The organism is Paenibacillus sp. FSL K6-4396, from assembly GCF_038002525.1.
Classification (GTDB): domain Bacteria; phylum Bacillota; class Bacilli; order Paenibacillales; family Paenibacillaceae; genus Paenibacillus; species Paenibacillus amylolyticus_B.
Genome location: NZ_JBBOCR010000001.1, coordinates 1,429,176 through 1,450,437 on the forward strand (window position 1 = coordinate 1,429,176; position 21,262 = coordinate 1,450,437).

At 46.0% G+C, this 21,262-nt stretch carries 15 protein-coding genes; 13 read left to right on the plus strand and 2 right to left on the minus strand.

The genetic code is table 11. From position 1 onward, the window contains the following. Positions 1-32 precede the first annotated feature (32 nt). The 10 genes from MHB85_RS06320 (at position 33) to MHB85_RS06365 (ending at position 15,673) form a co-directional block, all read left to right on the plus strand. Positions 33-530: a phage holin family protein gene (locus tag MHB85_RS06320; RefSeq protein WP_192133038.1), complete on the plus strand. Its 498-nt coding sequence runs from the start codon at positions 33-35 to the stop codon at positions 528-530. Positions 531-663: 133 nt separating this feature from the next. Beyond that, entirely contained in the window at positions 664-1,611 is a 948-nt protein-coding gene (locus MHB85_RS06325; RefSeq protein WP_192133040.1) for a glycoside hydrolase family 25 protein, read from the plus strand. Positions 1,612-2,551: 940 nt separating this feature from the next. After that, complete coding sequence (locus MHB85_RS06330; protein ID WP_192133042.1) at positions 2,552-4,201, plus strand: ABC transporter substrate-binding protein; 1,650 nt, start codon at positions 2,552-2,554, stop codon at positions 4,199-4,201. Between the two features lie 174 nt (positions 4,202-4,375). Continuing rightward, positions 4,376-5,380 carry an ABC transporter permease gene (locus tag MHB85_RS06335; protein ID WP_076209595.1) on the plus strand — a complete coding sequence of 335 codons (1,005 nt, stop codon included), beginning with the start codon at positions 4,376-4,378 and terminating at the stop codon, positions 5,378-5,380. 257 nt (positions 5,381-5,637) lie between these two features. After that, the gene (nikC, locus tag MHB85_RS06340; RefSeq protein WP_192133044.1) at positions 5,638-6,537 is read left to right on the plus strand and encodes a nickel transporter permease; all 900 of its coding nucleotides are present in this window, start codon (positions 5,638-5,640) and stop codon (positions 6,535-6,537) included. A gap of 723 nt (positions 6,538-7,260) precedes the next feature. Continuing rightward, on the plus strand, positions 7,261-9,141 hold the full coding sequence (gene htpG, locus MHB85_RS06345) for a molecular chaperone HtpG (RefSeq protein WP_192133046.1): 1,881 nt from the start codon (positions 7,261-7,263) through the stop codon (positions 9,139-9,141). Between the two features lie 753 nt (positions 9,142-9,894). Then, positions 9,895-11,310, plus strand: a complete 1,416-nt coding sequence (locus tag MHB85_RS06350; RefSeq protein WP_076209597.1) for a deoxyguanosinetriphosphate triphosphohydrolase family protein — start codon at positions 9,895-9,897, stop codon at positions 11,308-11,310. Between the two features lie 21 nt (positions 11,311-11,331). Then, positions 11,332-12,357: an MsnO8 family LLM class oxidoreductase gene (locus MHB85_RS06355; protein ID WP_179198478.1), complete on the plus strand. Its 1,026-nt coding sequence runs from the start codon at positions 11,332-11,334 to the stop codon at positions 12,355-12,357. 285 nt (positions 12,358-12,642) lie between these two features. After that, the gene (locus MHB85_RS06360) at positions 12,643-14,355 is read left to right on the plus strand and encodes a methyl-accepting chemotaxis protein (protein WP_091015461.1); all 1,713 of its coding nucleotides are present in this window, start codon (positions 12,643-12,645) and stop codon (positions 14,353-14,355) included. Between the two features lie 340 nt (positions 14,356-14,695). Continuing rightward, positions 14,696-15,673, plus strand: a complete 978-nt coding sequence (locus MHB85_RS06365) for a TRM11 family SAM-dependent methyltransferase (RefSeq protein ID WP_091015459.1) — start codon at positions 14,696-14,698, stop codon at positions 15,671-15,673. A 302-nt stretch (positions 15,674-15,975) separates the two neighbouring features. On the opposite strand, the gene MHB85_RS06370 is transcribed toward MHB85_RS06365, so the two are convergent. Further along, on the minus strand, positions 15,976-16,932 hold the full coding sequence (locus MHB85_RS06370) for a D-2-hydroxyacid dehydrogenase (RefSeq protein WP_192133055.1): 957 nt from the start codon (positions 16,930-16,932) through the stop codon (positions 15,976-15,978). Positions 16,933-17,139: 207 nt separating this feature from the next. Between MHB85_RS06370 and thpR the strand changes: the two genes are divergently transcribed. Together thpR and MHB85_RS06380 are read left to right on the plus strand one after the other, a co-directional pair. After that, positions 17,140-17,742 (plus strand): RNA 2',3'-cyclic phosphodiesterase, encoded by a 603-nt coding sequence (gene thpR / locus MHB85_RS06375; protein WP_091015456.1) that lies wholly within the window; start codon positions 17,140-17,142, stop codon positions 17,740-17,742. A 130-nt stretch (positions 17,743-17,872) separates the two neighbouring features. After that, positions 17,873-18,730: a cell wall hydrolase gene (locus tag MHB85_RS06380; protein WP_091015454.1), complete on the plus strand. Its 858-nt coding sequence runs from the start codon at positions 17,873-17,875 to the stop codon at positions 18,728-18,730. 275 nt (positions 18,731-19,005) lie between these two features. Here MHB85_RS06380 and MHB85_RS06385 read toward each other — a convergent pair whose 3' ends face one another. Continuing rightward, positions 19,006-20,220 (minus strand): MGDG synthase family glycosyltransferase, encoded by a 1,215-nt coding sequence (locus MHB85_RS06385; RefSeq protein ID WP_091015453.1) that lies wholly within the window; start codon positions 20,218-20,220, stop codon positions 19,006-19,008. A gap of 367 nt (positions 20,221-20,587) precedes the next feature. Here MHB85_RS06385 and MHB85_RS06390 point away from each other — a divergent pair, with 367 nt between their 5' ends. Beyond that, a complete protein-coding gene (locus tag MHB85_RS06390) occupies positions 20,588-21,169 on the plus strand; it encodes a TetR/AcrR family transcriptional regulator (RefSeq protein WP_036611349.1) in 582 nt (193 codons plus the stop codon). Positions 21,170-21,262 lie beyond the last annotated feature (93 nt).

Consider the following 21,262-nt stretch of genomic DNA (forward strand, 5'->3'; position numbering starts at 1 on the left):
CGACTAGAATTACAATCAAAGGAGGTGAAACCATGGAACGATGGGATATCCTATGGAAATGGGGAATTGCACTCATGAGTAGCTCGGTAACCTACTTCTTCGGAGGTTGGTCAGGCGTACTCGGCGTATTGCTCGTATTCGTCATCCTCGACTACCTAACCGGCATCGCGGCAGCGGGTATGAGTGGCAAGTTAGAGAGTAATGTTGGCATGTTCGGCATCGCACGAAAGGTATTTATATTTGCAATGGTATCGGTGGCTCATCTGGTGGACGGTGTTCTGGGAGACGGACATTTGTTCAGGGATGCGGTCGCCTTTTTTTATATCGCAAATGAGTTGTTGTCCATTATCGAAAACGGGGGCAAGTTGGGCGCTCCCATTCCGCCAGTGATCCGACAGGCCATTGAAGTGCTTAAGGGAAAAGGGGGAACCGGGGAACTCCCCGGTAACTTCTCCCCCAGTGCCAAGGACTCTTTTTCACAGGCTGATCCGGACGACATAGATTCACAGGCTGGAGATAGTAAGAAGTAATGCGACTATAGCAAGCTAGCACGTGAAACTACACATAACTCAACACATCAGGGACACGCACACAAGCAACCCCTGATCCCTCCGCATTAACTATATACAAACGGCAATTTGCCGCATAAAGGGTGTGAGAAACATGCAAACGAGAAGTTCGAGCAACACACAGGGCATTGACGTCTCCCGATACCAGGGCAGTATTGACTGGGCGAAGGTGAAGGCAAGTGGCATGACATTTGTATTCATCAAGGCAACCGAGGGGCAGACATATACCGATCCGAATTACCAGAAAAATGTAACGGGTGCACTGGCGGCGGGCATGCTGGTCGGAACGTATCACTTCTTCCGCGCGACATCTACCGATGGTGCCAAAGCAGAAGCAGCACATTACGCCAATACACTTAACAAAGTTGGAGGAGCCAAGGCTTTACAACTTCCACCTGTTATGGACTACGAGAACAACCCAGGCAACCTGAGCAAAGCGCAGATGAATACGGTTGCCAAAGCTTTTTTAACCGAATTACAACGTCTGACAGGTGTAAAACCGATCATATACACGGGCAATTCATTTGCCGGGAATTTTGACACATCACTAAGCTCATACGATCTGTGGATCGCGCGTTACAGCAACACCCGTGTACCGGAAGACCAACCGGCATGGAAGCGTTGGACGTTCTGGCAGTATACGGATTCAGGCAAGGTGAATGGCATTAGTGGCAACGTGGATATGAATGAATTCGAGGGAACAGCGGCACAGCTCAGAGCAAGATACGCAGCAGCCACTCCGAACCCCCCGGAGCCATCCAATCCGACGAATCCAAGTCATCCGAATCCACCAACCGAACCACCGAAAGGGGGCGAACCGATGACAGCCGAAGAGAAAGCAGCGTTTGATGCGCTCAAATCCCAGGTCGACAAACTGCAGGCGCGTCAGCAAATGGAAGTTCCAGTATGGGCGAAAGCTGCTGTGGATGCAGCACTGGCATATGACACCAAAAATCCATTGTTCAGCATCGATAATGGGGCGAGTTATGATTTTTACCGTTTTATTACCGTGATGCATCGCAGAGGTTTGTTTAAAAAGTGAGCTGATTCTTAGCAAATTAAAATTTTTATTTTATATAAATGTGGATTGAGTGGAGAAGGAACACGAGACGCTTTTTGTCGAACTGTGTTCCTTTTTTGTGCTTTGTGTAAGTAATATTGACGCATATAATAAAGTTGAAGACTTATGTCTGTAAATCTCTTGTCTAATTGATTAATGTGATGTAAAGTAAGTTACACGAAATTGTTTTTCACCACAGTTTATTTACACAATCCTCCTCATCATGACAAAACCATAACATATGAAGTTATTGTAATGTCTCTCTGTTGTACAATCCAACATCTCAAGATCTCGTTCATACGTTATACACATCCAATCTGCAAGAGATAACCACCCTAATAAACAACTCACACATCAAAACTACCTAGCCTATGTAGAGTTTCTTTCGTCCGTATTGCAAACGATACCTAGTCCAGCTCCCACACTGCATACTCAAAACGACCCGCACCCGCTCAAGGGATAGGTTTGATTGCAGAGCTAGCAGCGTAGTATCTATATGCCCATCTGTAATTTTAATCTACTGATTTGATCTGTCTAACAGTCCGTAACCGTTTGCTATTACTTATTGACCTAAGTTCAAATAAATCGCAACAAACTCATTTCATTACATTACATAGAGTCATCTCACAAGGCAATTTGTTCGTTGCACGTCTTCTTTTTCTATAAAAGTAATCGTCCATATCCGTAATCCATGTGCAGGATGATCTGGCTTTTACTTATATCCATTATTCATCTTTCTCCCATACGTTTTTTACGTTTCATATACATGCCTTATTTTTCCCGGAACTTTAATTCAGGTATCACAGGCACCTAAAGCCTTTCATTGATACAAGCAAGCACCGAACCAATGGCTATCATTGAAGTTTTTTCATGCCAGCATCACACACATTATGAGACAGGGAAGGGTGTTGTACGTATGCGAATGAGAAAGAAATGGATGTCCGGTTTTTTGACTCTGGCTTTGAGCACCGTCTTGGTGTTGTCAGGCTGTTCGAGCAATGAGGGGGCTGGGAATTCGCCTGCTCCGGCGGAAGGCAGCGAGCCACCAGCCGAAGTGACAGAAGCGCAAGATACGATGATCATGGGCCGCGGGGGGGATTCGGTGGCATTGGACCCGGCAATTGTGACCGATGGAGAGTCACTGAAGATTGGACATCAGGTATTTGATTCATTGCTGGACTACAAGGAAGGCGGAACAGAGGTCGTTCCTGGACTGGCAGAGAGCTGGGAGATTTCGGCGGATGGACTCAAGTATGTGTTTAAGCTGAAGTCCGGTGTGAAATTCCATGATGGAACTGATTTTAATGCTGAGGCTGTTGTGTTCAACTTCAACCGCTGGGGTGATCCGGCGAGTGAATATAAATTCGAGGGAGATTCCTTCGATTATTACGACTCCATGTTTGGTCCAGAGGACGGACGTGTGATTAAGGAAGTGAAGGCAACGGACGAGACTACGGTGGAGTTCACATTGAACCAGCCACAAGCGCCTTTCCTGCAAAATATTGCGATGACGCCATTTGGCATTGCCAGCCCAAAAGCGATTCAGGAGAAAAAAGAAAACTTCAAGAGCGAGCCTGTGGGCACCGGCCCATTTGTATTCAAAGAGTGGAAACGTAACGACTCCATCACCCTGGAGAAAAACGTGGATTATTGGAAAGAAGGACTACCGAAGCTGAACAAAGTAATCGTGCGTTCGATTCCGGATAATACCGCTCGCTTCAATGCCCTGCAAAACGGCGAGATTGATGTCATGGAGGACCTGAACCCGGACGATCTGTCCATCCTTGAAGGCAATAGCGAGTTGCAGAAGATTGAGCGTCCACCGTTCAACGTGGCGTATATCGGCTTTAACTTCAAGAAGAAACCATTTGATAATGTCAAAGTCAGACAAGCCCTCAACCATGCGGTAAACAAGCAGGCGATTATTGATGCGTTCTTTGCTGGACAAGCTGAGCCTGCTGTCAACCCGATGCCGCCAACGCTGTGGGGATACAACGATACCATTGAGGATTACCCATATGATCTGGAAAAAGCAAAAGCTCTACTCGCCGAAGCTGGCTTCCCTGACGGTTTGCCTGATCCGGTAACCTTCTATGCCATGCCGGTATCCCGCCCGTATATGCCTGATGGCAAGAAGGTTGCGGAAGCGATCCAGGCTGATTTTGAGAAAATCGGCGTGACCACGAACATCGAATCCCCAGAATGGGCGACGTATCTGGATGATGCCAAAGCCGGAGAGAAAGACGATATCTACATGCTTGGCTGGACGGGTGACAACGGGGACCCGGATAACTTCCTGTACACTTTGCTCGACAAAGACGCCATTCCGGGCAACAACCGCAGCTTCTATGTCAACGAAGAGTTGCATGTGTTGCTGACCGATGCGCAGAAAGAAACAGATCAGGAGAAACGTGCCGAGCTGTACAAACAAGCGCAGGCAATTATCAAGGAAGACGCACCGTGGATTCCACTTGTGCACACGACGCCAATTCTGGCGGGTAAATCGAACCTGAAAGGTTTTGTACCATCTCCGCTGGGCAGTGAATCCTATGCTAGTGCCTACTTCGAATAGAGTAGAGGTAAGTTGAATCTGAATATGCATCTAACGCAATAACCATTCTTTCTATTAAAGCGCTGGTGAGACGCAATGCTTGGCAGAACCCACATCCGGACGTAACTATCCAAAGCATACGTGTCTGCCAGCGCTTTTTATTTTGCACGATATGTCGAAGGCAGGTGAACAGGATTGAACAGCTATATTGTCAAACGTGTGCTTGTGTTGCTGCCCGTACTGCTGGGCATGACCCTGATTGTCTTTTCCATCATCCACGCGATTCCGGGTGACCCGGCCGAGACCATACTTGGGCAAAAGGCAACCGAACAATCCAAGCAGGCCCTTCGTGACCAGCTCGGTCTGGATAAACCTTGGTTCCAGCAATATTTCGCTTACTTGGGCGATTTGCTCAAAGGTGACCTTGGAACGTCCATCCGCACCAAGGTGCCTATTGCCCAGGAAATTGTGCCTTATCTGACAGCTACCCTTGAATTAACGATGGCAAGTATGTTGTTTGCTGTCATTATTGGGGTGAATGCCGGGATTGTCAGTGCATGGAAGCACAACTCCTGGTTTGATTATTGCTGTATGGTCATTGCTCTAGTGGGTGTATCCATGCCAATCTTCTGGCTCGGCCTGATGGAACAATGGCTGTTTGCGAACAAGTTGCAGTGGCTGCCGTCGATTGGACGCATGAATGCACGTGATCCGGTGGAAGCCATTACGGGCTTGTATGTGTTGGATACGATGATCGCTGGACAATGGAATCAGTTGTGGACCGTAACGAAACATTTGTTGCTCCCAAGTATTGCGCTTGGTACGATCCCGATGGCCGTTATTGCAAGGATGACCCGTTCCAGCATGCTGGAAGTCATGAGTTCCGATTACATTCGTACAGCAAAGGCGAAGGGACTGGGTCCGTTTTTTGTCGTATATGGACATGCACTCAAAAATGCGTTTATCCCTGTGCTCACGGTTATCGGCATCCAGACCGGATCGTTGCTCGGGGGTGCGGTGTTGACCGAAACGATCTTTGCCTGGCCGGGCGTGGGACGTTATATATATGAAGCGATTAGTTCGCGGGACTATCCAGTGATCCAGAGTGGCATTCTGATCGTGGCCTTCTTTTTCGTGGTAATCAATCTGATTGTGGACTTGCTCTACGCCGTGTTCGACCCTCGTATCAGTTATAAATAGGCAATTCATCATTTGGGTTCACACGACACGAAGAGTGCAGAACCAATTTGTAGAAGCGAAGCTAAAAACTTTCTGAAAGAAAGCTACATCGGAAGCAAAGGCTGCGCATTTATCACCGGATTTTCACCTTTAAATAGGTGGACCAATATAATCTGGGGATAATAGCGATCAGAAGATGGTAATGCAATCGTAGTGCTTGAGTGTAATAGAACGCGTTGATCTTTTGTTATATTCATATCCAAGAAAGGAGACACTGCATGGCCAAATTATCGACCAATACCGGACCATCCATTGACGCTGCGTCGGCGAGCACATCCGGTCCATGGCGGGAAGCATGGAGAACGTTTCGGAAAAATCGGCTTGCGTTTGCAGGTCTGATTATTATCGTATTTTTTATACTGTTGGCCTTCCTCGCGCCATACATTGCACCTTACGATTACAAGGAACAGGTGCTAGTGGATCGGCTTCAGGCCCCTTCGGCAGAGCATTGGTTTGGTACGGATGATCTGGGGCGTGACGTGTTTTCCAGAGTGCTGCATGGGGCGCGTATTTCCTTGTGGGTGGGGTTCTTCTCCGTCATTGGTTCCATTATCGCGGGTACGCTACTGGGGCTGATTGCCGGATTTTATGGAAAATGGGCGGACATGCTTATCTCGCGTCTATTTGATATCTTGCTCGCCTTTCCGGGGATATTACTGGCCATCGCCATTGTGGCGATATTGGGCCCGTCGTTGCAAAATGCACTGCTCGCCATCGCCATCGTGAACATCCCGACCTACGGAAGATTGGTGCGTTCACGGGTACTCAGCTTGAGACAGGAGGAATTCATTACGTCGGCACGGACACTTGGAGCGGGCAACGGTCGAATCTTGTTTCGCCACATCTTGCCCAACAGCCTTACTCCTCTGATCGTGCAAGGTACACTCGGAATTGGGACGGCGATCATCGAAGCTGCTGCACTCGGATTTCTAGGCATGGGTGCACAACCACCCGACCCGGAGTGGGGTAAAATGCTGTCGGACTCCCGTCAGTTTATACAAAAAGCACCGTGGACACTGATCTTCCCCGGCGTTTCCATCATGTTGACCGTTCTCGGCTTCAACCTAATGGGTGATGGACTACGCGATACCCTTGATCCGAAAATGGCCAAAAAGTAGAAGTTTCTAATTCTAACCGTAATTGTTTCTTCTATGCCGGTTCGAACTTTGGTTCGAGGCGGCTTTTGTTTTACCCGCGGGATTACGTTAGAATGATTGGTGATGTGTCAAAGTTGAAGGGGTATTCGATCTTTTTGTTAAAATAACCGCCTGCGTATTGACACCCAATTTTCCCATATGTTATATAAAAGGAAGGGTTTAGCACTCCGATCATTAGAGTGCTAACAAATGATGTTTTTACTATACGCCTACATATGGAATGATTCTGTTTTTGATAAGTAGGTAAAGTTCACCTTGGGATATGACATGCGTGTGAAGTGGCTAGAAAAGTTTTTTTGAAATCGAAATGCGTCCCTGACGTTTTTCCATTTGTAAATGTCTCGCATCATTAAGTTGTTTGTCGGAACACCTCGGTAGTGAAGGGGACGGAATCGATTCTGAAGAAGCGAAGCGTTCGCCTTTATTCCCGAATTTCTACCTTTTTAAAGGGAATCAAAGAAATTTGGGAATAACAGCGATCAAAAGAACGATCCGTAACCGGAACGGCCATTAGATAGCAAAAATAACTGAGGTGCTGAGTTCTGAAATGGGGATCTAAAAATGATGGGAACAATTTGATTGGGATATTTTCTAGCGTAACATTTTGCATGTGAGTTCAGAGGTTTGCTTCCTATTGTTTAACTGAATCATTCGATATCCAATTTGAAAGGAGTCCAACCACTCATGGCTAAAAAAGAATTCCAGGCAGAATCCAAACGTTTGCTGGATATGATGATCAACTCCATTTACACCCAAAGAGAAATCTTTTTGAGAGAATTGATCTCCAACTCCAGTGACGCCATTGATAAAATTTACTACAGAGCACTGACAGACGATACGCTTGTTTTCAACAAAGAGGACTACTTCATCAAGCTTACGATCGACAAAGAAAATCGCACGCTCACACTGACGGATACCGGTATCGGGATGACGCAGGAAGAGCTGGAGAACAATCTGGGCGTTATCGCGAAGAGTGGCTCCCTGGCGTTCAAGAAGGAAAATGAAGCCAAAGACGGCCATAACATCATCGGACAATTCGGGGTTGGTTTCTACTCGGCATTTATGGTGGCGGACAAGCTAACAGTAACGAGTAAAACGCTGGGCAGCGACGAGGCGTGGAAATGGGAGTCCGAAGGCGCGGATGGTTACACGATCACACCAGCTGAGAAAGATTCCGTAGGTACAGAGATTGTGCTGACGATCAAAGAAAATACCGAAGAAGATTCGTATGACGAGTTTTTGGAAGAGTACCGCCTGAGATCCATCATCAAGAAATACTCCGACTTCATTCGCTACCCGATCAAGATGGATGTGACGGGTCAACGTCCGAAAGAGGGCACAGAGAACGAGTTCGAAGAGTACCAAGAAGAACAAACCGTGAACAGCATGGTGCCGATCTGGCGTAAAAATAAAAGCGAACTGACCGAAGAAGACTACAATAACTTCTATATGGAAAAACGCTACGGTTTTGACAAACCGCTCAAACACCTGCACATCAGCGCAGATGGCGCAGTGGTATACAATGCAATCCTGTTCATTCCGGAGAACACGCCGTTTGACTACTATACTAAAGAGTATGAAAAAGGCCTTGAACTCTACTCCAACGGTGTATTGATCATGGATAAATGCGGGGATCTGTTGCCAGATTACTTTGGATTTGTCAAAGGTATGGTGGATTCGGAAGACCTGTCCCTGAACATCTCCCGTGAGATGTTGCAACATGACCGTCAGCTTAGCCTGATCGCGAAGAACATTAAGAACAAAATCAAGAGTCAACTGCAAAGCCTGCTGAAGGACGAGCGTGAGAACTACGAGAAGTTCTACCAAGCGTTTGGTCGTCAATTGAAATACGGTGTATACAGCGACTATGGTGTGAATAAGGATACATTGCAGGATCTGCTGTTGTTCACGTCTTCCAAAGAGAGCAAACTCGTGAGCTTGGACGAATACGTCTCCAGAATGCCGGAAGATCAGAAGTACATCTACTATGCATCTGGTGAGTCCATTAGCCGTATTGAGAAGCTGCCACAGATCGAGGGTGTTCTTGAGAAAGGGTACGAAGTATTGTACTTTACCGATGACATCGACGAGTTTGCAATCAAGATGATCACGAACTACAATGAGAAAGAATTCAAATCCATCTCCAGTGGTGACCTGGGCATCGAAGATAGCGCGGACAAAGAAGAAACGGACGCACAGGACAACGACAACAAAGAGTTGTTTGAAGCGATGAAAGCTCAATTGGCGGGTAAAGTCAAAGCCGTTAAAGCTTCCAAACGTCTCAGAAGCCACCCGGTATGTTTGTCTACTGAAGGTGAGCTGACGATTGAAATGGAGAAAATCCTGAAAGCTATGCCGAACAGTGAAAACGTACAAGCCGACAAAGTACTTGAAATCAACGTGAATCACGATGTTTTCAAATCGTTGAAAGACGCTTTCGCGCAGGATCAGGAAAAACTGAACCTCTACACAAGCTTGCTGTACCATCAAGCATTGTTAATTGAGGGATTGCCAATTCAAGATCCAGTAGAGTTCACAAACGATATTTGTAAAGTTATGGTGTAAACTTCTGCAATATCGCATTGATGTAATAACGGTGTACTGAATCAAAAGTAATGGAATGTTCCATGCAGTTTCCGGGTGAAAGGCTCAGAGCTTATATAGCATGGAAACTACAAGATATCTTTGAATTCACCATCTCCACCCCGACAGGGCGTTTCAGTCCTGTCGGTTTTTTTGTTTTTACCCACAACGGGTAGGAGCGGGGGAGGCAGACCATCATTGCAGCGATGGATGAAAATCGTAATGAAATTCTTTAGCTTTTCAAAGTTTTGAAGAATTCCCCCTTATAGAGAATATGATGTCATTTAGATTTGGTGTGAAAACAGCAAAAGTAGTGAAGGGGACGGAATCGATTCTGAAGAAGCGAAGCGGTCGCCTGAAAGCTTTCTGCAAGAAAGCTGCATCGGAAGCATACGCTCTTCCCGAATTTCTCCCTTTATAAAGGGAATCAAAGAAATTTGGGAATAACAGCGATCATAAGAACGATCCGTAACCGGAACGGCCACCTGCTGGCACCGTGAATACTTAGGGTTGTTCTGCCATGTGAGCAAGCATATGTGAATAATGAGTTCAATATGAATCATTATCATTTAGATGCACGGATGATAGTCTGGCAGGGTATAATAAGAGAAGAGGACTGTTTATTACAAGTTGATGTAAGAAGAGATGACAATCGCAGACAGGTTTTACTTTTCGAAACCACAGATGTTGTGTATAATCACTCAAAATAGAGACAGTCGGCTAGGAGTGATCCCCATGCAATGGAACGATCTGAGAGAACATAGACAATATCCTGAATTAACCAAATTGGATGGATCTCGTGCAGCGTATGAACGGGACTATTCGAGACTCATTCATTCACCGACCTTCCGTCGGTTACAGGGCAAATCGCAGGTGTTTGGTGCAGGAACGGGTGATTATTATCGTACTCGTTTGACCCATTCCCTGGAGGTGGCGCAGATTGCACGAGAGGCTGCCCGCAGCCTGATTCGTCGTTTTCCCGAGGTGGACTGGGACCGTGCGGATAACCCCGGCCTTATTATTGATTCAGAAGTGGTGGAGTGTGCTGCAATCGCACATGATTTCGGTCACCCGCCGTTTGGACATAAAGGTGAAGAAGTATTGGATGGTATTCTGGATGACCTCATCAACACCGAAGCTAAGAAAATCATGAAAAAAAGCCGCAGCGCCAAAGTTCCCAAGGTCGAGTCTGAAGTCCGTGCCGAGTTAAAACGGAAATATGAGCATTTTGAAGGCAATGCGCACAACTTCCGTCTCATTATGCACTTGGAGAAACGTGAAGATATCGACGGACTGAACCTGTCTGATGCGGTATTGCTTGGAATCAACAAGTATCCGTACCCCGGGACAGAGAGCAAGAAAGGCATGTATCATCATGAGTGGCAATATATTCGGGAGATCCGTGATCGCTGGAACGTGCCGGCAGGCAAGAAGACGCTGGAAGCACAGCTGATGGATCTCTGCGACGATATTGCGTACTCCTCACATGACCTGGAGGATGGCATCAAAGCAGGCAAAATTGAAGTACATGAGCATTTCCTGCAAGATCCGCATGTGAATCGACTGATTGTGGATAAGATTACAACGCTGGAGGATCTGTTCTGGAACGGATGGACCCGAGAAGCGATTGGGCAAAAGGTAGAAGAGGTCCTCGCTTCGTTCCTGCGCATCTGGAATGAGAAGATGCCGTTCTGCGAGCATGATTACTCGCGTACCCGTCGTGAAGTGAAAGCGTATTGGGTGAGCTTTTTTGTAGGTAGCCTGGGCGTTATTGACGACGGCGACTGGAAGAAGGTAACTTTTGTCCGTGAAGGGGCTGAAGACCTCGATATGTTGCGTACGGTGAGTGTGCTCAAGAGTTTTGCCTGGGTAACCATGATTCGTGACCTGCGTGTGCAGCGGCTACAGAAGCGAAGTGAGTGGATGATTAAGCGATTATGGGATGCATTTCTTGATCCAGAAACGTCCAAATCCATTATTCCATCTGACTGGCTGCAGCGTTATGAGAAGGATCAGGCAAAAGCCCAGCCGATCTGGACTTGGGAACACATGGTGATCGATTATATCGCAGGAATGACGGATGCATTTGCCGAGAAAATATATAATGAACTCTACGGTCTGAAGGTGGGTTCGATCTACGATCTGGATTAAAATGAACCGATATAAAGGGAGATGAGACGCGTGGCTAAGCGAATGAGTGAGACGTTCAGTCTGGGCGTACTTGACCTTGTTCCAAGGTTAAACGATGCCACAGCGGAACAGGCACTTCAACAATCGGTTACACTTGCGCAACATGCCGAGTCTTGGGGATACGCCCGATACTGGACATCAGAGCATCATGATATGGCTGAATTGGCATCGGCCTCTCCCGAAGTACTGTTATCCCACATCGGAGCAAGGACGACAACGATCCAACTTGGCTCTGGTGCGGTCTTGTTGCCGCATTATAGCCCACTCAAGGTTGCGGAGTCGTTCCGCCTGCTGGCTGCGCTCTATCCGGGGCGCATTGAGCTTGGGCTCGGACGTGCTCCTGGCGGTGGACCTCATGCCACGATGGCACTCAGTGGCAATTACTTGCAGCATGTGTCCAAGCTGCCCGAATCACTTGCAGCACTCACAGAATTGCTCGAAGACCGCTACATGTACGAGGATCATCCCGTGACAGCTCGTCCGATTCCCAAGCTTCCGTTATCACTCTGGATGTTGGGAACTAACGTGAAGAGTGCAGAATTTGCGGCACGGTTTGGCATGGGATATGTATTTGGTCAATTCATGAGTGATGCCGATGGTACAGAGGCTGTAAAGCGATACCGGGAAGGATTTATTCCTAGTGCAACGATGAAGGAGCCTGAGGTTATGGTGGCAGTCAGCGTATTGTGTGCCGAGTCGGAGACGGATGCTATGGCCTGGAGTCGTGACATGATGGAGAGACGCGAGGCAAATGGGAAAGAACGTTCAACTGAGCCGAATTCAAGTGGTATCACGGTCTCTAACACGAATGATGCAGCCGTTATTGATCATAAAGAATCGGTGCGGCACTATGCAGGTACAGCTGAGCAGGTATGGGCGCGATTGCAACAGGTGAGTAGCAGGTTGGATACGGAGAGGTTGCTTCTGGTTACGGCAGGACCAGATTATAAGCGCAGGTTGGATTCATATCGATTGCTGGCTGAGCATAAGACAGCAATACTGAACTAGGCTGATCGCTTTATGATGTTAGCCGTTGAAATCCGAACAAACCGAAGAGCTGCAGATCGGGACTTTACCGTATGCTGCAGCTCTTCGGTTTGAACTTTGTCAAGATTCAACAATCTTTTACAAAACCAAGCATCTTAATGACAAAATAATGTTATAATACTTTACGTCTATTTTCCTATCGATATAATATAGATAAGTTCTTTTGACAAGAGGTCAAAAGAAGGGGAAAACAATGACAAACGCACCTGCATTCGGGATGACCGAAGAGGTCAAGGGGGAAATCATATGTTCAGCAGATTCAAGATCAAGAGTATCGGTCTGCGTATCAGCATCGCGTTCTACTTGTTAATCCTCTGTTTAATTGTTTTGAGTGTCACGATTGTCACCCGGATGAATTCAATTGAAACCAATACCAATGAAATTACGAACAATTGGATGCCATCAATCCAGCAAATTAATCGGTTAAACTATACCACAGAGCATGTCCTGTCACTAAGTTATCGTCACTTTGACGCGGAAGAAACAGACAAGGCATTTTTGTCAGAAGAGCGTACCAAGTATATTCGTGAGACGACGCAGGCGATTAAAATTTATGATCAGCAGGAGAAGTCTGCGGAAGAGCTCGAACACTGGTCTGCGTTCAAGAACAAATGGGAAGCATATCTCAAGATTAATACGCAATCGATCAAGCTGAGTGATGAGGGTCAGACACAGCTGGCGAAGGAAGTAGCTGATAAAGGTGCTGATTCCTTTGACACTATGCAAGTCGATCTCGATTATCTCGTGGAATACAATCAGGAACAGTCCAATCTGGCGGCGTCCCAAACGATCCGATCGGTGCAGGATGGTAGGTTAATCATCATTATCGGTGTTCTTGTCATGATTGTCATTACAGCGATCAGCATTCCGATTATTCGTTCACAGGTCGTGAAACCACTGCTACGTGTCATTAGTGCGGTGAAACTGATTGCAGAAGGCCAACTGAATGTTCAGGACATACATACCAAACATGAGGATGAAGTCGGTGTTCTGGCCAAAGCGGTGAATGACATGAAAGGTAACCTGACTTCCATGGTTCTGAGCGTCAGACGAATTGCGCAAGCTGTCAATCTGCAAAGTGGAGAACTTGCAATATCCTCAGAAGAGGTTAAGATTGGTAGTCGCCAAATTGCTGTGACCATGGAAGAGTCAGCCAAGGCCGCGGAGAGCCAGGCAGAGACAGCCGTGGAATCAGCTCGTACGGTTGAAGTGTTGAATGATCACATTCAGAATCATACGGAACAAGGTAGCCAGCTGCGCGTCATGTCGGATCTTGTACTGGAGCAAGGGCTGAATGGTCGCAAGGCGATGGAACAGTCGGTGCAGCAGATGCAACAGATTTCCGGTTCGGTCTCGGCTTCCATGAACAAGATGGAACGGTTGAATCGTAAAAATGAAGATATTTCCAAGCTGGTTCAGGTCATTCATGACATTGCACGTCAAACCAATCTGCTGGCATTGAATGCCTCCATTGAGGCAGCACGTGCGGGAGAGAGTGGACGCGGATTCGCTGTAGTTGCATCAGAAGTGCGGAAGTTATCTGAGGCTGTGCAGACTTCGGTCGAAGAGATCACAGCGATTACCGAGGATATTCAGCAGGAGTCACAAGGGGTAGTTGCGGAATTACGTACGGGCGTTCAGGAGACCGAACTGGGTCAGGAACATGTGCTTGCTTCAGGTCAACTCTTCCGTACAATTAACGAATCGGTGGAAGGCATGGTTGGTGTCATCAGCACGATGACAGATGGTCTCGCAGGTATGCAGGAGGCAAGCGGACGAATGAATGATTTCAGTCAGCAGATTTCCGCTGTTTCGGAACAATCGGCAGCGAGTGTGGAAGAAGTTTCTGCATCGGCGGAAGAGCAGGTAAGTTCCATGGAAACGATTAGCGGCAACATTCAAAGTCTGAAAGAATTATCGGAAGATTTGCTTACATCCATTGAAAAATTAAAAATATAACCTTCTTCTTATAATAGAAGAAGCTGGAATCAAGCAGGCGGCGATTGGTGAGAAATCAGTATGATATATGAGCTGTTGGCCTATAACGTTTGCCAGCAATAATGATTAGGTTTCCAATGTTATAATCTCAAAATAAAGTAAGGCGTTCCTAAACAATGGGAACACCTTACTTTTTTCTTTCCAAATAGATACGTGCAAGGAAATGGATAGTTGTTTAGGAGCCTAACATTGTATACAATGACTACCTGAAGCAAACGTATGAGTCGTATTTGATATGTCTTCAATGAGCTTACTATTTATATAGAAGAAACATGATTAATGAAGGAAGGAGAGGGGGATTTTGCCTGATGAAACACTTGGTATTTACGCTACTTCTGGAAAACACCTCTACACCTTTGCTTGCCACGAGAACGAGCAAGAATTATGCATGCTGGAGCTGAATACGCTGCTTGAACCGAGTTCGGAGATCCCTATGGATATGGGGTCGTATGTGTGGTCTGAACGATGTATTCCACCTGGACGTAGTCCTTTTATCCATGGCAGACTTGACGTGATCGGCGAAGGGGATGCCGTGACTGATTTGCTTCCTCTTGCCAGAGATATTCATCTGTTGCCTGAAGAGACATTTAAGGTGGTTTGTCTGAAAGAAGGGGACCATACCCCTGATTATGCACAGTCTCGTCAACTGGAAAAAGAAATCGGCATGTGCATTAAGGGCAAGGCACAGATGAAACAACCTAAGGTGACTTTCGGCCTAATCCAAACAGGAGAAAAATGGATCTTGGGCCAGTGGACAGAAGCGGATCGATCATGGCAGATTCACCGGCAGAAGCCGCAAAATTACTCGACTGGATTTGGCATCACGCTCGCCAGAGCGCTGGTTAATATTGCTGTTCCGAGAGTAGAAAACCATCTCTTGCTTGATCCATGCTGCGGTATGGGAACGGTTGTAATTGAGGCTTTATCCATGGGAATTGATGCAAAAGGTAACGATCTCAATCCGCTGGCTGTCCGAGGTGCACGTATCAATCTGCCGCATTATGGGTATGATTCGGATCGAATCACACTGGGGGATATGAATGAGCTGCAAGATTTGTATGATGCAGCAATTCTGGACATGCCCTATAATCTCTGCTCTGTACTTCCGGATGCTGAGCAACGAGCCATGCTGGAGAGTTTGCGCAGATTGGCAAAACGGGCAGTGATTGTTTCCACAGAGTGGGTAGAAGAGCACTTGTTGGAAGTGGGATGGGCTGTAAAAGAGTACCGAACAGTACACAAAGGCACGTTTATACGTCATATTTGGCTTTGTATGTAAGCGTAAAAAAACAAACACTCTACCTCTAGGGAAATTTCCAGAGGTAGAGTTTTTTTACTGTGTACATTTCAATTGAACTAATGATTTACACGAGAACGTAGAGGACAGAAATAACCTGAAGAAGCGGAGCGTTCACCTTTATTCACAGATTTTAACCTTTCTACAAGTGAATTAAAAAAATCTGGGAATAACAGTGATCGGAAGGTTGTTCTGTCATCGAAGTTGCAAGTGTAAATATTTTTTAGTTCTATTGAAATCGTTGATTTGATTTGCACAATATTGCATGGGAACGGGTGTTTGTGTTAATATTTATGACTATAATCCACAAGGTTCACCGGCAGGGTATCGCCAGCGACGTAAGCTTCCAGATTTTTGACGAAAATATCGACTGCTCGATCCGCGTATTGCTCTGTACTTCCTGCGATATGGGGCGTAATTAACACGTTATCCATGCTCCATAGCGGGTGGTCTGCAGGAAGAGGTTCTTCTTCGAACACGTCCAGTGCAGCGAAAGCAACTTGACCGTTTTGGAGTGCATTCAGCAACGCTTCCGTTTTCACACTAGGGCCACGGCCCACATTGACGAAGCAGGCACCGGATCGGAACTGCTCAAATGCAGTTTGATCATATATATGTTTGGTTTCATCAGTTAGCGGTAAAATGTTAATTACATAATCGCCTTGGCTCAAGGCTTCATGTAAACCGGTCATGTCGTACATTTGGTCCACATTGGGGACATCCTTACCTGAGCGGCGAACTCCGATTGTGTGCATGCCGAGTGCTTTGAGAATACGGGCTGTTTCCGTACCGATCTCACCTACACCAACGATGACCGCTGTTTTGCCATGCAGTTCCGGTAGTGGTTTGGCAGGAGCTTTCCATTCGGCCTGTTGTTGATGCAGCATAGCTTGTCTCAGCCAGCGACTGTGGGATAACATCATGCCCAGAATAATTTCGGTGATAGGAATCGCGTGAACTCCATTTGCACTGGTGACCTGAATGTTCTTTTGTTGCAAATCTGCGAAGGGGAGATTGTCTACACCAGCAGACCAGACCTGAACCCACTTCAACAGGCTGTCCTGTTTCAATGCATGCTCTGTGACGAGTGGGGACCAACCTAAAATAACCTCAGCTTCTTTCAACTCAGCGGGATCCAATTCCTTGGCTTTTCCGAATTTCAGGGTGTATCCCGGTGCAGCATTCTGAATGCGCTCTTGCTGTTCTTCGGATAGAGATGGAAAACATACAATTTTACCCATAATGTGTGGTCCTCCTGAGATAAATAGTTTGATGAGTTTGATAATTAAAGTGTATCAGATTTGGTGTTGGATGTGCATTAAGGTGGGAAATGCAGGAATCTAGCCTTATTTGCAAATGGTTATATTTGTGTCACTCTATACTTACCCAACTTGAAACGATATGTATAGTTATGAAATAATAGAGCGAACTTTAGAGAGGTGTATGCAATGAATAACCAATCACATCAGGATCATTCCTCCCGACGGGAAAGATTGTTTGTAGCCATTCGTCTTCCTGTTGCTGTTCAGCAGTCTCTTCAGATGGATGCGAGGCTTGTACAGAACAAGCTGGATTTTCGTAAATGGACAGATCATAGAGATTATCATATAACCTTGCAATTTCTGGGGGATACGTTAGTTAGTGACATCGGACACCTGCGAAAAGCATTGCGCTCAGCAACAAGCGGATTCCAGCCGTTTGAACTTCAGCTTTCCGACTGGGGCACATTTGGGCTTGAAGAAGCACCTAAGGTGCTTTGGAAAGGTGTTAGCGGAGAGATAGAGCGCTTGTTTTCATTGCAAAAACAAATCGTGCAGGCGACTTCGCCCCTTGGGTATGAAGCTGAATTAAGACCTTATGCTCCCCACATTACCATTGCCAGAAAATATCTGGGACAGGTTCCAGGTAATGAGAATAAAGGGGTATCTGGAGTGCTTCCGGAACATTCCACAGGTGTTAATTCATGGATGGTGGAGGACATTGTACTTTATGTGACAAGGCTTGGCCAATCGCCAATGTATGAGGTAGTGGACACGTTCACTTTTTCCTGATAATCATTTTTATGCCATAAAATCACATTGACATAACGTTTATCCCTATGTAATATTAGCCATCGTTATTCAAATTCTTTTTTTTGGGTTACTTAGTTAAGGGAATTGTTTCGACAGGAGGAATCTTCGAATGAACATTATAAGCAAAAATCGTTGGGTAGCACCGATGTTATCAGTGCTGCTTGTATGTATAGTGGGGGTAAATGTCGTTCAGGCGACGGGGAAGTGGAATGAAGCTAGTGATAGTAAACAGATGACCGAACTTGCGGCTTCTGGGCAAAATAATCAAACATCTACGCAAGAAGAGAGGCGCATGATGGAAGATGGGACAAGTCTGTCCTCTAATCTGTCTGCCCAAACTGTAGCGTGGACTGAATCTCTGCCAGCGAAGAACTGGCTTACAACTGCTCAAGAAGAGCAGGAATTGCAAGAAGCCAAGGCCAAGAACAAAGCTAGAGCGGTAGCTGCGGCCAAAGCCAAAAAAGAAGCTGCACTGAAATTGGCCAAAGTGAAACGTGCCAAAGAAGTCGCTGCTGTAACAACTCCCCCCCAAAAACTATACTTTACACGGACCAAACTTCTGAACCAGGAAGACTCGAAACTTGCAACCTGGTCATACAGTGTGTCCGATAAAGAACTGCATCTGCTGCAAAAAATCGTCATGGCAGAAGCGGAAGGTGAACCGTACGAAGGCAAAGTGGCAGTTGCCAATGTTGTCTTAAACCGGCTGCGGTCAGCCAATTTTCCCGATACCATTTACAAGGTCATCTATCAGAAATCCCAGTTTAGTCCTGTAGCGAACGGACGCATGAAGCGTGTGGTTCCCAACGAGGACAGCATCAAAGCAGTGAATGCTGCGTTGAACGGGAAGAAGGAAGTTGCCGATGATACGTATTATTTCTTATCATTGACGCTTGCCGACGATCTGACAGTTGCTCGTTCGCAGAAAAAAGTAAAAACGATCGGTCATCATACTTTTTACAAGTAATCGACCCGTAAATTCTGCAAACAGGCAGGGTAGTTAACTGTGTGTGCATCACACGGCCCTTGAAAAAGCCTGAATCGTAGTTTTATTTCGTTATTTAAAAATATCGTTATACTCTAAATTACCCTTTTTTCTGCCAAATCATACGGTGGAATTCGTGAAAATAAAAGAAGGTTCCCTTCCAAAAATGCGGAAGGGAACCTTCTTTGTATATCGTGAGCAATTGTCTTGTCCCCTATAACACCTCGTGAGAGCTATTCTATAGGTCCGTAGAGGCGTCAGAATGGTATTCTGGTACCTGACAAGGACGTGGCAGTAATTCCGGCTGTGAAGCGCTCCAAGGAGGTTGTTGTGACATCGGCTGTCGTTGGAAACAATAAGTCATGAACAGCTTGAGCACAGCACTTCGGATCATAGACCGAATGGTTACCTGAATGATGCGCTACGTTCAGCGGGCTTTCAGTTTGAGTAGATGCCTGCTCAACTAGTTGTCTGAAACGATTGGTGATCACGTCGGCAGAGTGAATGACCTGGCCGTATCCGGCTTGTACAAAGTATTCACAGTTCTCTTCCTCTTGACCTGCAATTGGAGGAATGAACAACATCGGTAGACCCTTGGCCAACGCTTCAGTGCATGTCATACCACCTGGCTTCGTAATCAGCACATCGGATAAATCCATCAGTTTGCTTACTTCCCGTGTATATCCCAAAATACGAATATTCGGATGCTGGAAGCAAGGCATTTCCTTCATTTTTGCAATCATTTTTTCATTACTTCCTAGACAGAAGACCAATTGAACACGATCTGCCCAAGACGTGAGAGCTTTCATATGATCCTCATCAAACGAAAGTCCCCATCCGCCACCCATAAGTAGCGCCGTAGGCATGTTCTGAAGCCCCATCTCTTCCCGTAGCTTCACCTTATCTCCTGCTTCCCAGAAGTCTGGATGCACAGGTATTCCCGTGATCTGAATATGGGAGGGATCGACACCCCGGATCTCAAGCAATGCTTTGACCTGAGGGGTAGAGACCAGATATTTGTTCACTTCCGGATTAATCCATGTTCCGTGCACGTCATAATCCGTCACGACCGTATAGAGCGGGATATTCAGACCCTGGCGTTTGAGCCGGGAGATGACAGCATTCGGAAAAGGATGGGTACAAATCACTGCATCGGGTTTCAGTTGGGATACGACCTGTGCCGTCTGTGTATAGAAAATTCGGTGCAACGCCAGCTTGGTAAAACCATTTAATGATTTATTGTACTGTGTGCGGTACAACAGGCTGACCAGTTTGGGTTGAACCGATAGTGTCTTTCGATATGCAGAGAAAATTAGTGGAGCTACCGTTGGGTTCAAAAATTTGCCTAGTTCAATGACACGACTGTGAACATGTGGACTGACTTTTTTGATGCCATGTGCCAGCGCATGAGCGGCCTGAGTGTGACCGGTACCGAAACCTTCCGATAATAAGAGCACTCTTGGTTTTCGCATGAGTTCACCTTTATTCATAAGTTTTAATTCATTGTTTATTCTAGCTATGGAATGCGTTACTACATGAATATACATTGAAGCACAAAATCATGTTTCTTCTATGAATATTTACACCATATATCTTACAATGAGACAAACTAAACTTCATTATATACACGTATTATCTGAGTCATCTTACACTATAGACGACGACAGAAGGAGTTTCCACTGCATTTAGGTTAAAAAATATTAACACAATTTTTAAAATGTTAGGGTTGCAATCTGTTTTTGAAGGTGGTATTGTAGTTTTTGACCGAATGACTGAATTGTATTTTTGGTCATTTATGTAGAGCGATTGAACAATGAACGTGATTAAAGGAGGGATACGATGGCTCCGATTGACAGGAGACAGCAGGTTATTCATGCAGCAGCCCAGTCGTTTGCCATGTTTGGATATAAAGCAACGACGATGGATCAGGTCGCCAAGATTGCGAACGTTGGCAAAGGAACGATCTATACGTTTTTCACCAATAAGGAACAATTGTTTGATCAGATCCTGGTAGAAGTGATTCAGGAAATGAAAAACATCGCGCATCGTGAAGTACATCAGGAAAGTGCATTTTTCGATAATCTGTTTCGGGTACTGGATGCATTGTTAGAGTTTCGTCGTGATCACGATCTGCTCGTTAAGTTATCTCAGGAGCTGAAGGACTTTGGAACGCTGCAGGCCAAGGAAGGATTGGACAAGGTGGAGAAAGTAATCTCCGACTTTCTGGCTAAGGAGCTTGAGAAAGCAAAAGACAATGGAGAGATTCGAGATTGTGATCCGCAAGTCGTCGCATTTATGATGATTCGCCTGTACATTGCACTCACTTCAGACTGGAGCAAACAACATCAACCGCTGAGCAAAGAGGAAATTAAGACTTACTTTCGCCTTTTCTTAATGGAAGGAATTGCTGCTGTAACGTAATCCGAATTTAATCTACTATAATATAAGGATTTTTACGCGTATCAAGCAGGGAGGCTTGTCGGAAGACAGGTTGTTTTTTTGTCCTAAAGTGAC

Coding starts and splice junctions, on each gene's coding strand:
- htpG (WP_192133046.1), top strand. CDS start 7,261: ATGGCTAAAAAAGAATTCCAGGCAGAATCCAAACGTTTGCTGGATATG.
- MHB85_RS06320 (WP_192133038.1), top strand. CDS start 33: ATGGAACGATGGGATATCCTATGGAAATGGGGAATTGCACTCATGAGT.
- MHB85_RS06390 (WP_036611349.1), top strand. CDS start 20,588: ATGGCTCCGATTGACAGGAGACAGCAGGTTATTCATGCAGCAGCCCAG.
- MHB85_RS06350 (WP_076209597.1), top strand. CDS start 9,895: ATGCAATGGAACGATCTGAGAGAACATAGACAATATCCTGAATTAACC.
- MHB85_RS06370 (WP_192133055.1), bottom strand. CDS start 16,932: ATGGGTAAAATTGTATGTTTTCCATCTCTATCCGAAGAACAGCAAGAG.
- MHB85_RS06330 (WP_192133042.1), top strand. CDS start 2,552: ATGAGAAAGAAATGGATGTCCGGTTTTTTGACTCTGGCTTTGAGCACC.
- MHB85_RS06380 (WP_091015454.1), top strand. CDS start 17,873: ATGAACATTATAAGCAAAAATCGTTGGGTAGCACCGATGTTATCAGTG.
- MHB85_RS06360 (WP_091015461.1), top strand. CDS start 12,643: ATGTTCAGCAGATTCAAGATCAAGAGTATCGGTCTGCGTATCAGCATC.
- MHB85_RS06385 (WP_091015453.1), bottom strand. CDS start 20,220: ATGCGAAAACCAAGAGTGCTCTTATTATCGGAAGGTTTCGGTACCGGT.
- MHB85_RS06325 (WP_192133040.1), top strand. CDS start 664: ATGCAAACGAGAAGTTCGAGCAACACACAGGGCATTGACGTCTCCCGA.
- MHB85_RS06355 (WP_179198478.1), top strand. CDS start 11,332: ATGAGACGCGTGGCTAAGCGAATGAGTGAGACGTTCAGTCTGGGCGTA.
- thpR (WP_091015456.1), top strand. CDS start 17,140: ATGAATAACCAATCACATCAGGATCATTCCTCCCGACGGGAAAGATTG.
- nikC (WP_192133044.1), top strand. CDS start 5,638: ATGGCCAAATTATCGACCAATACCGGACCATCCATTGACGCTGCGTCG.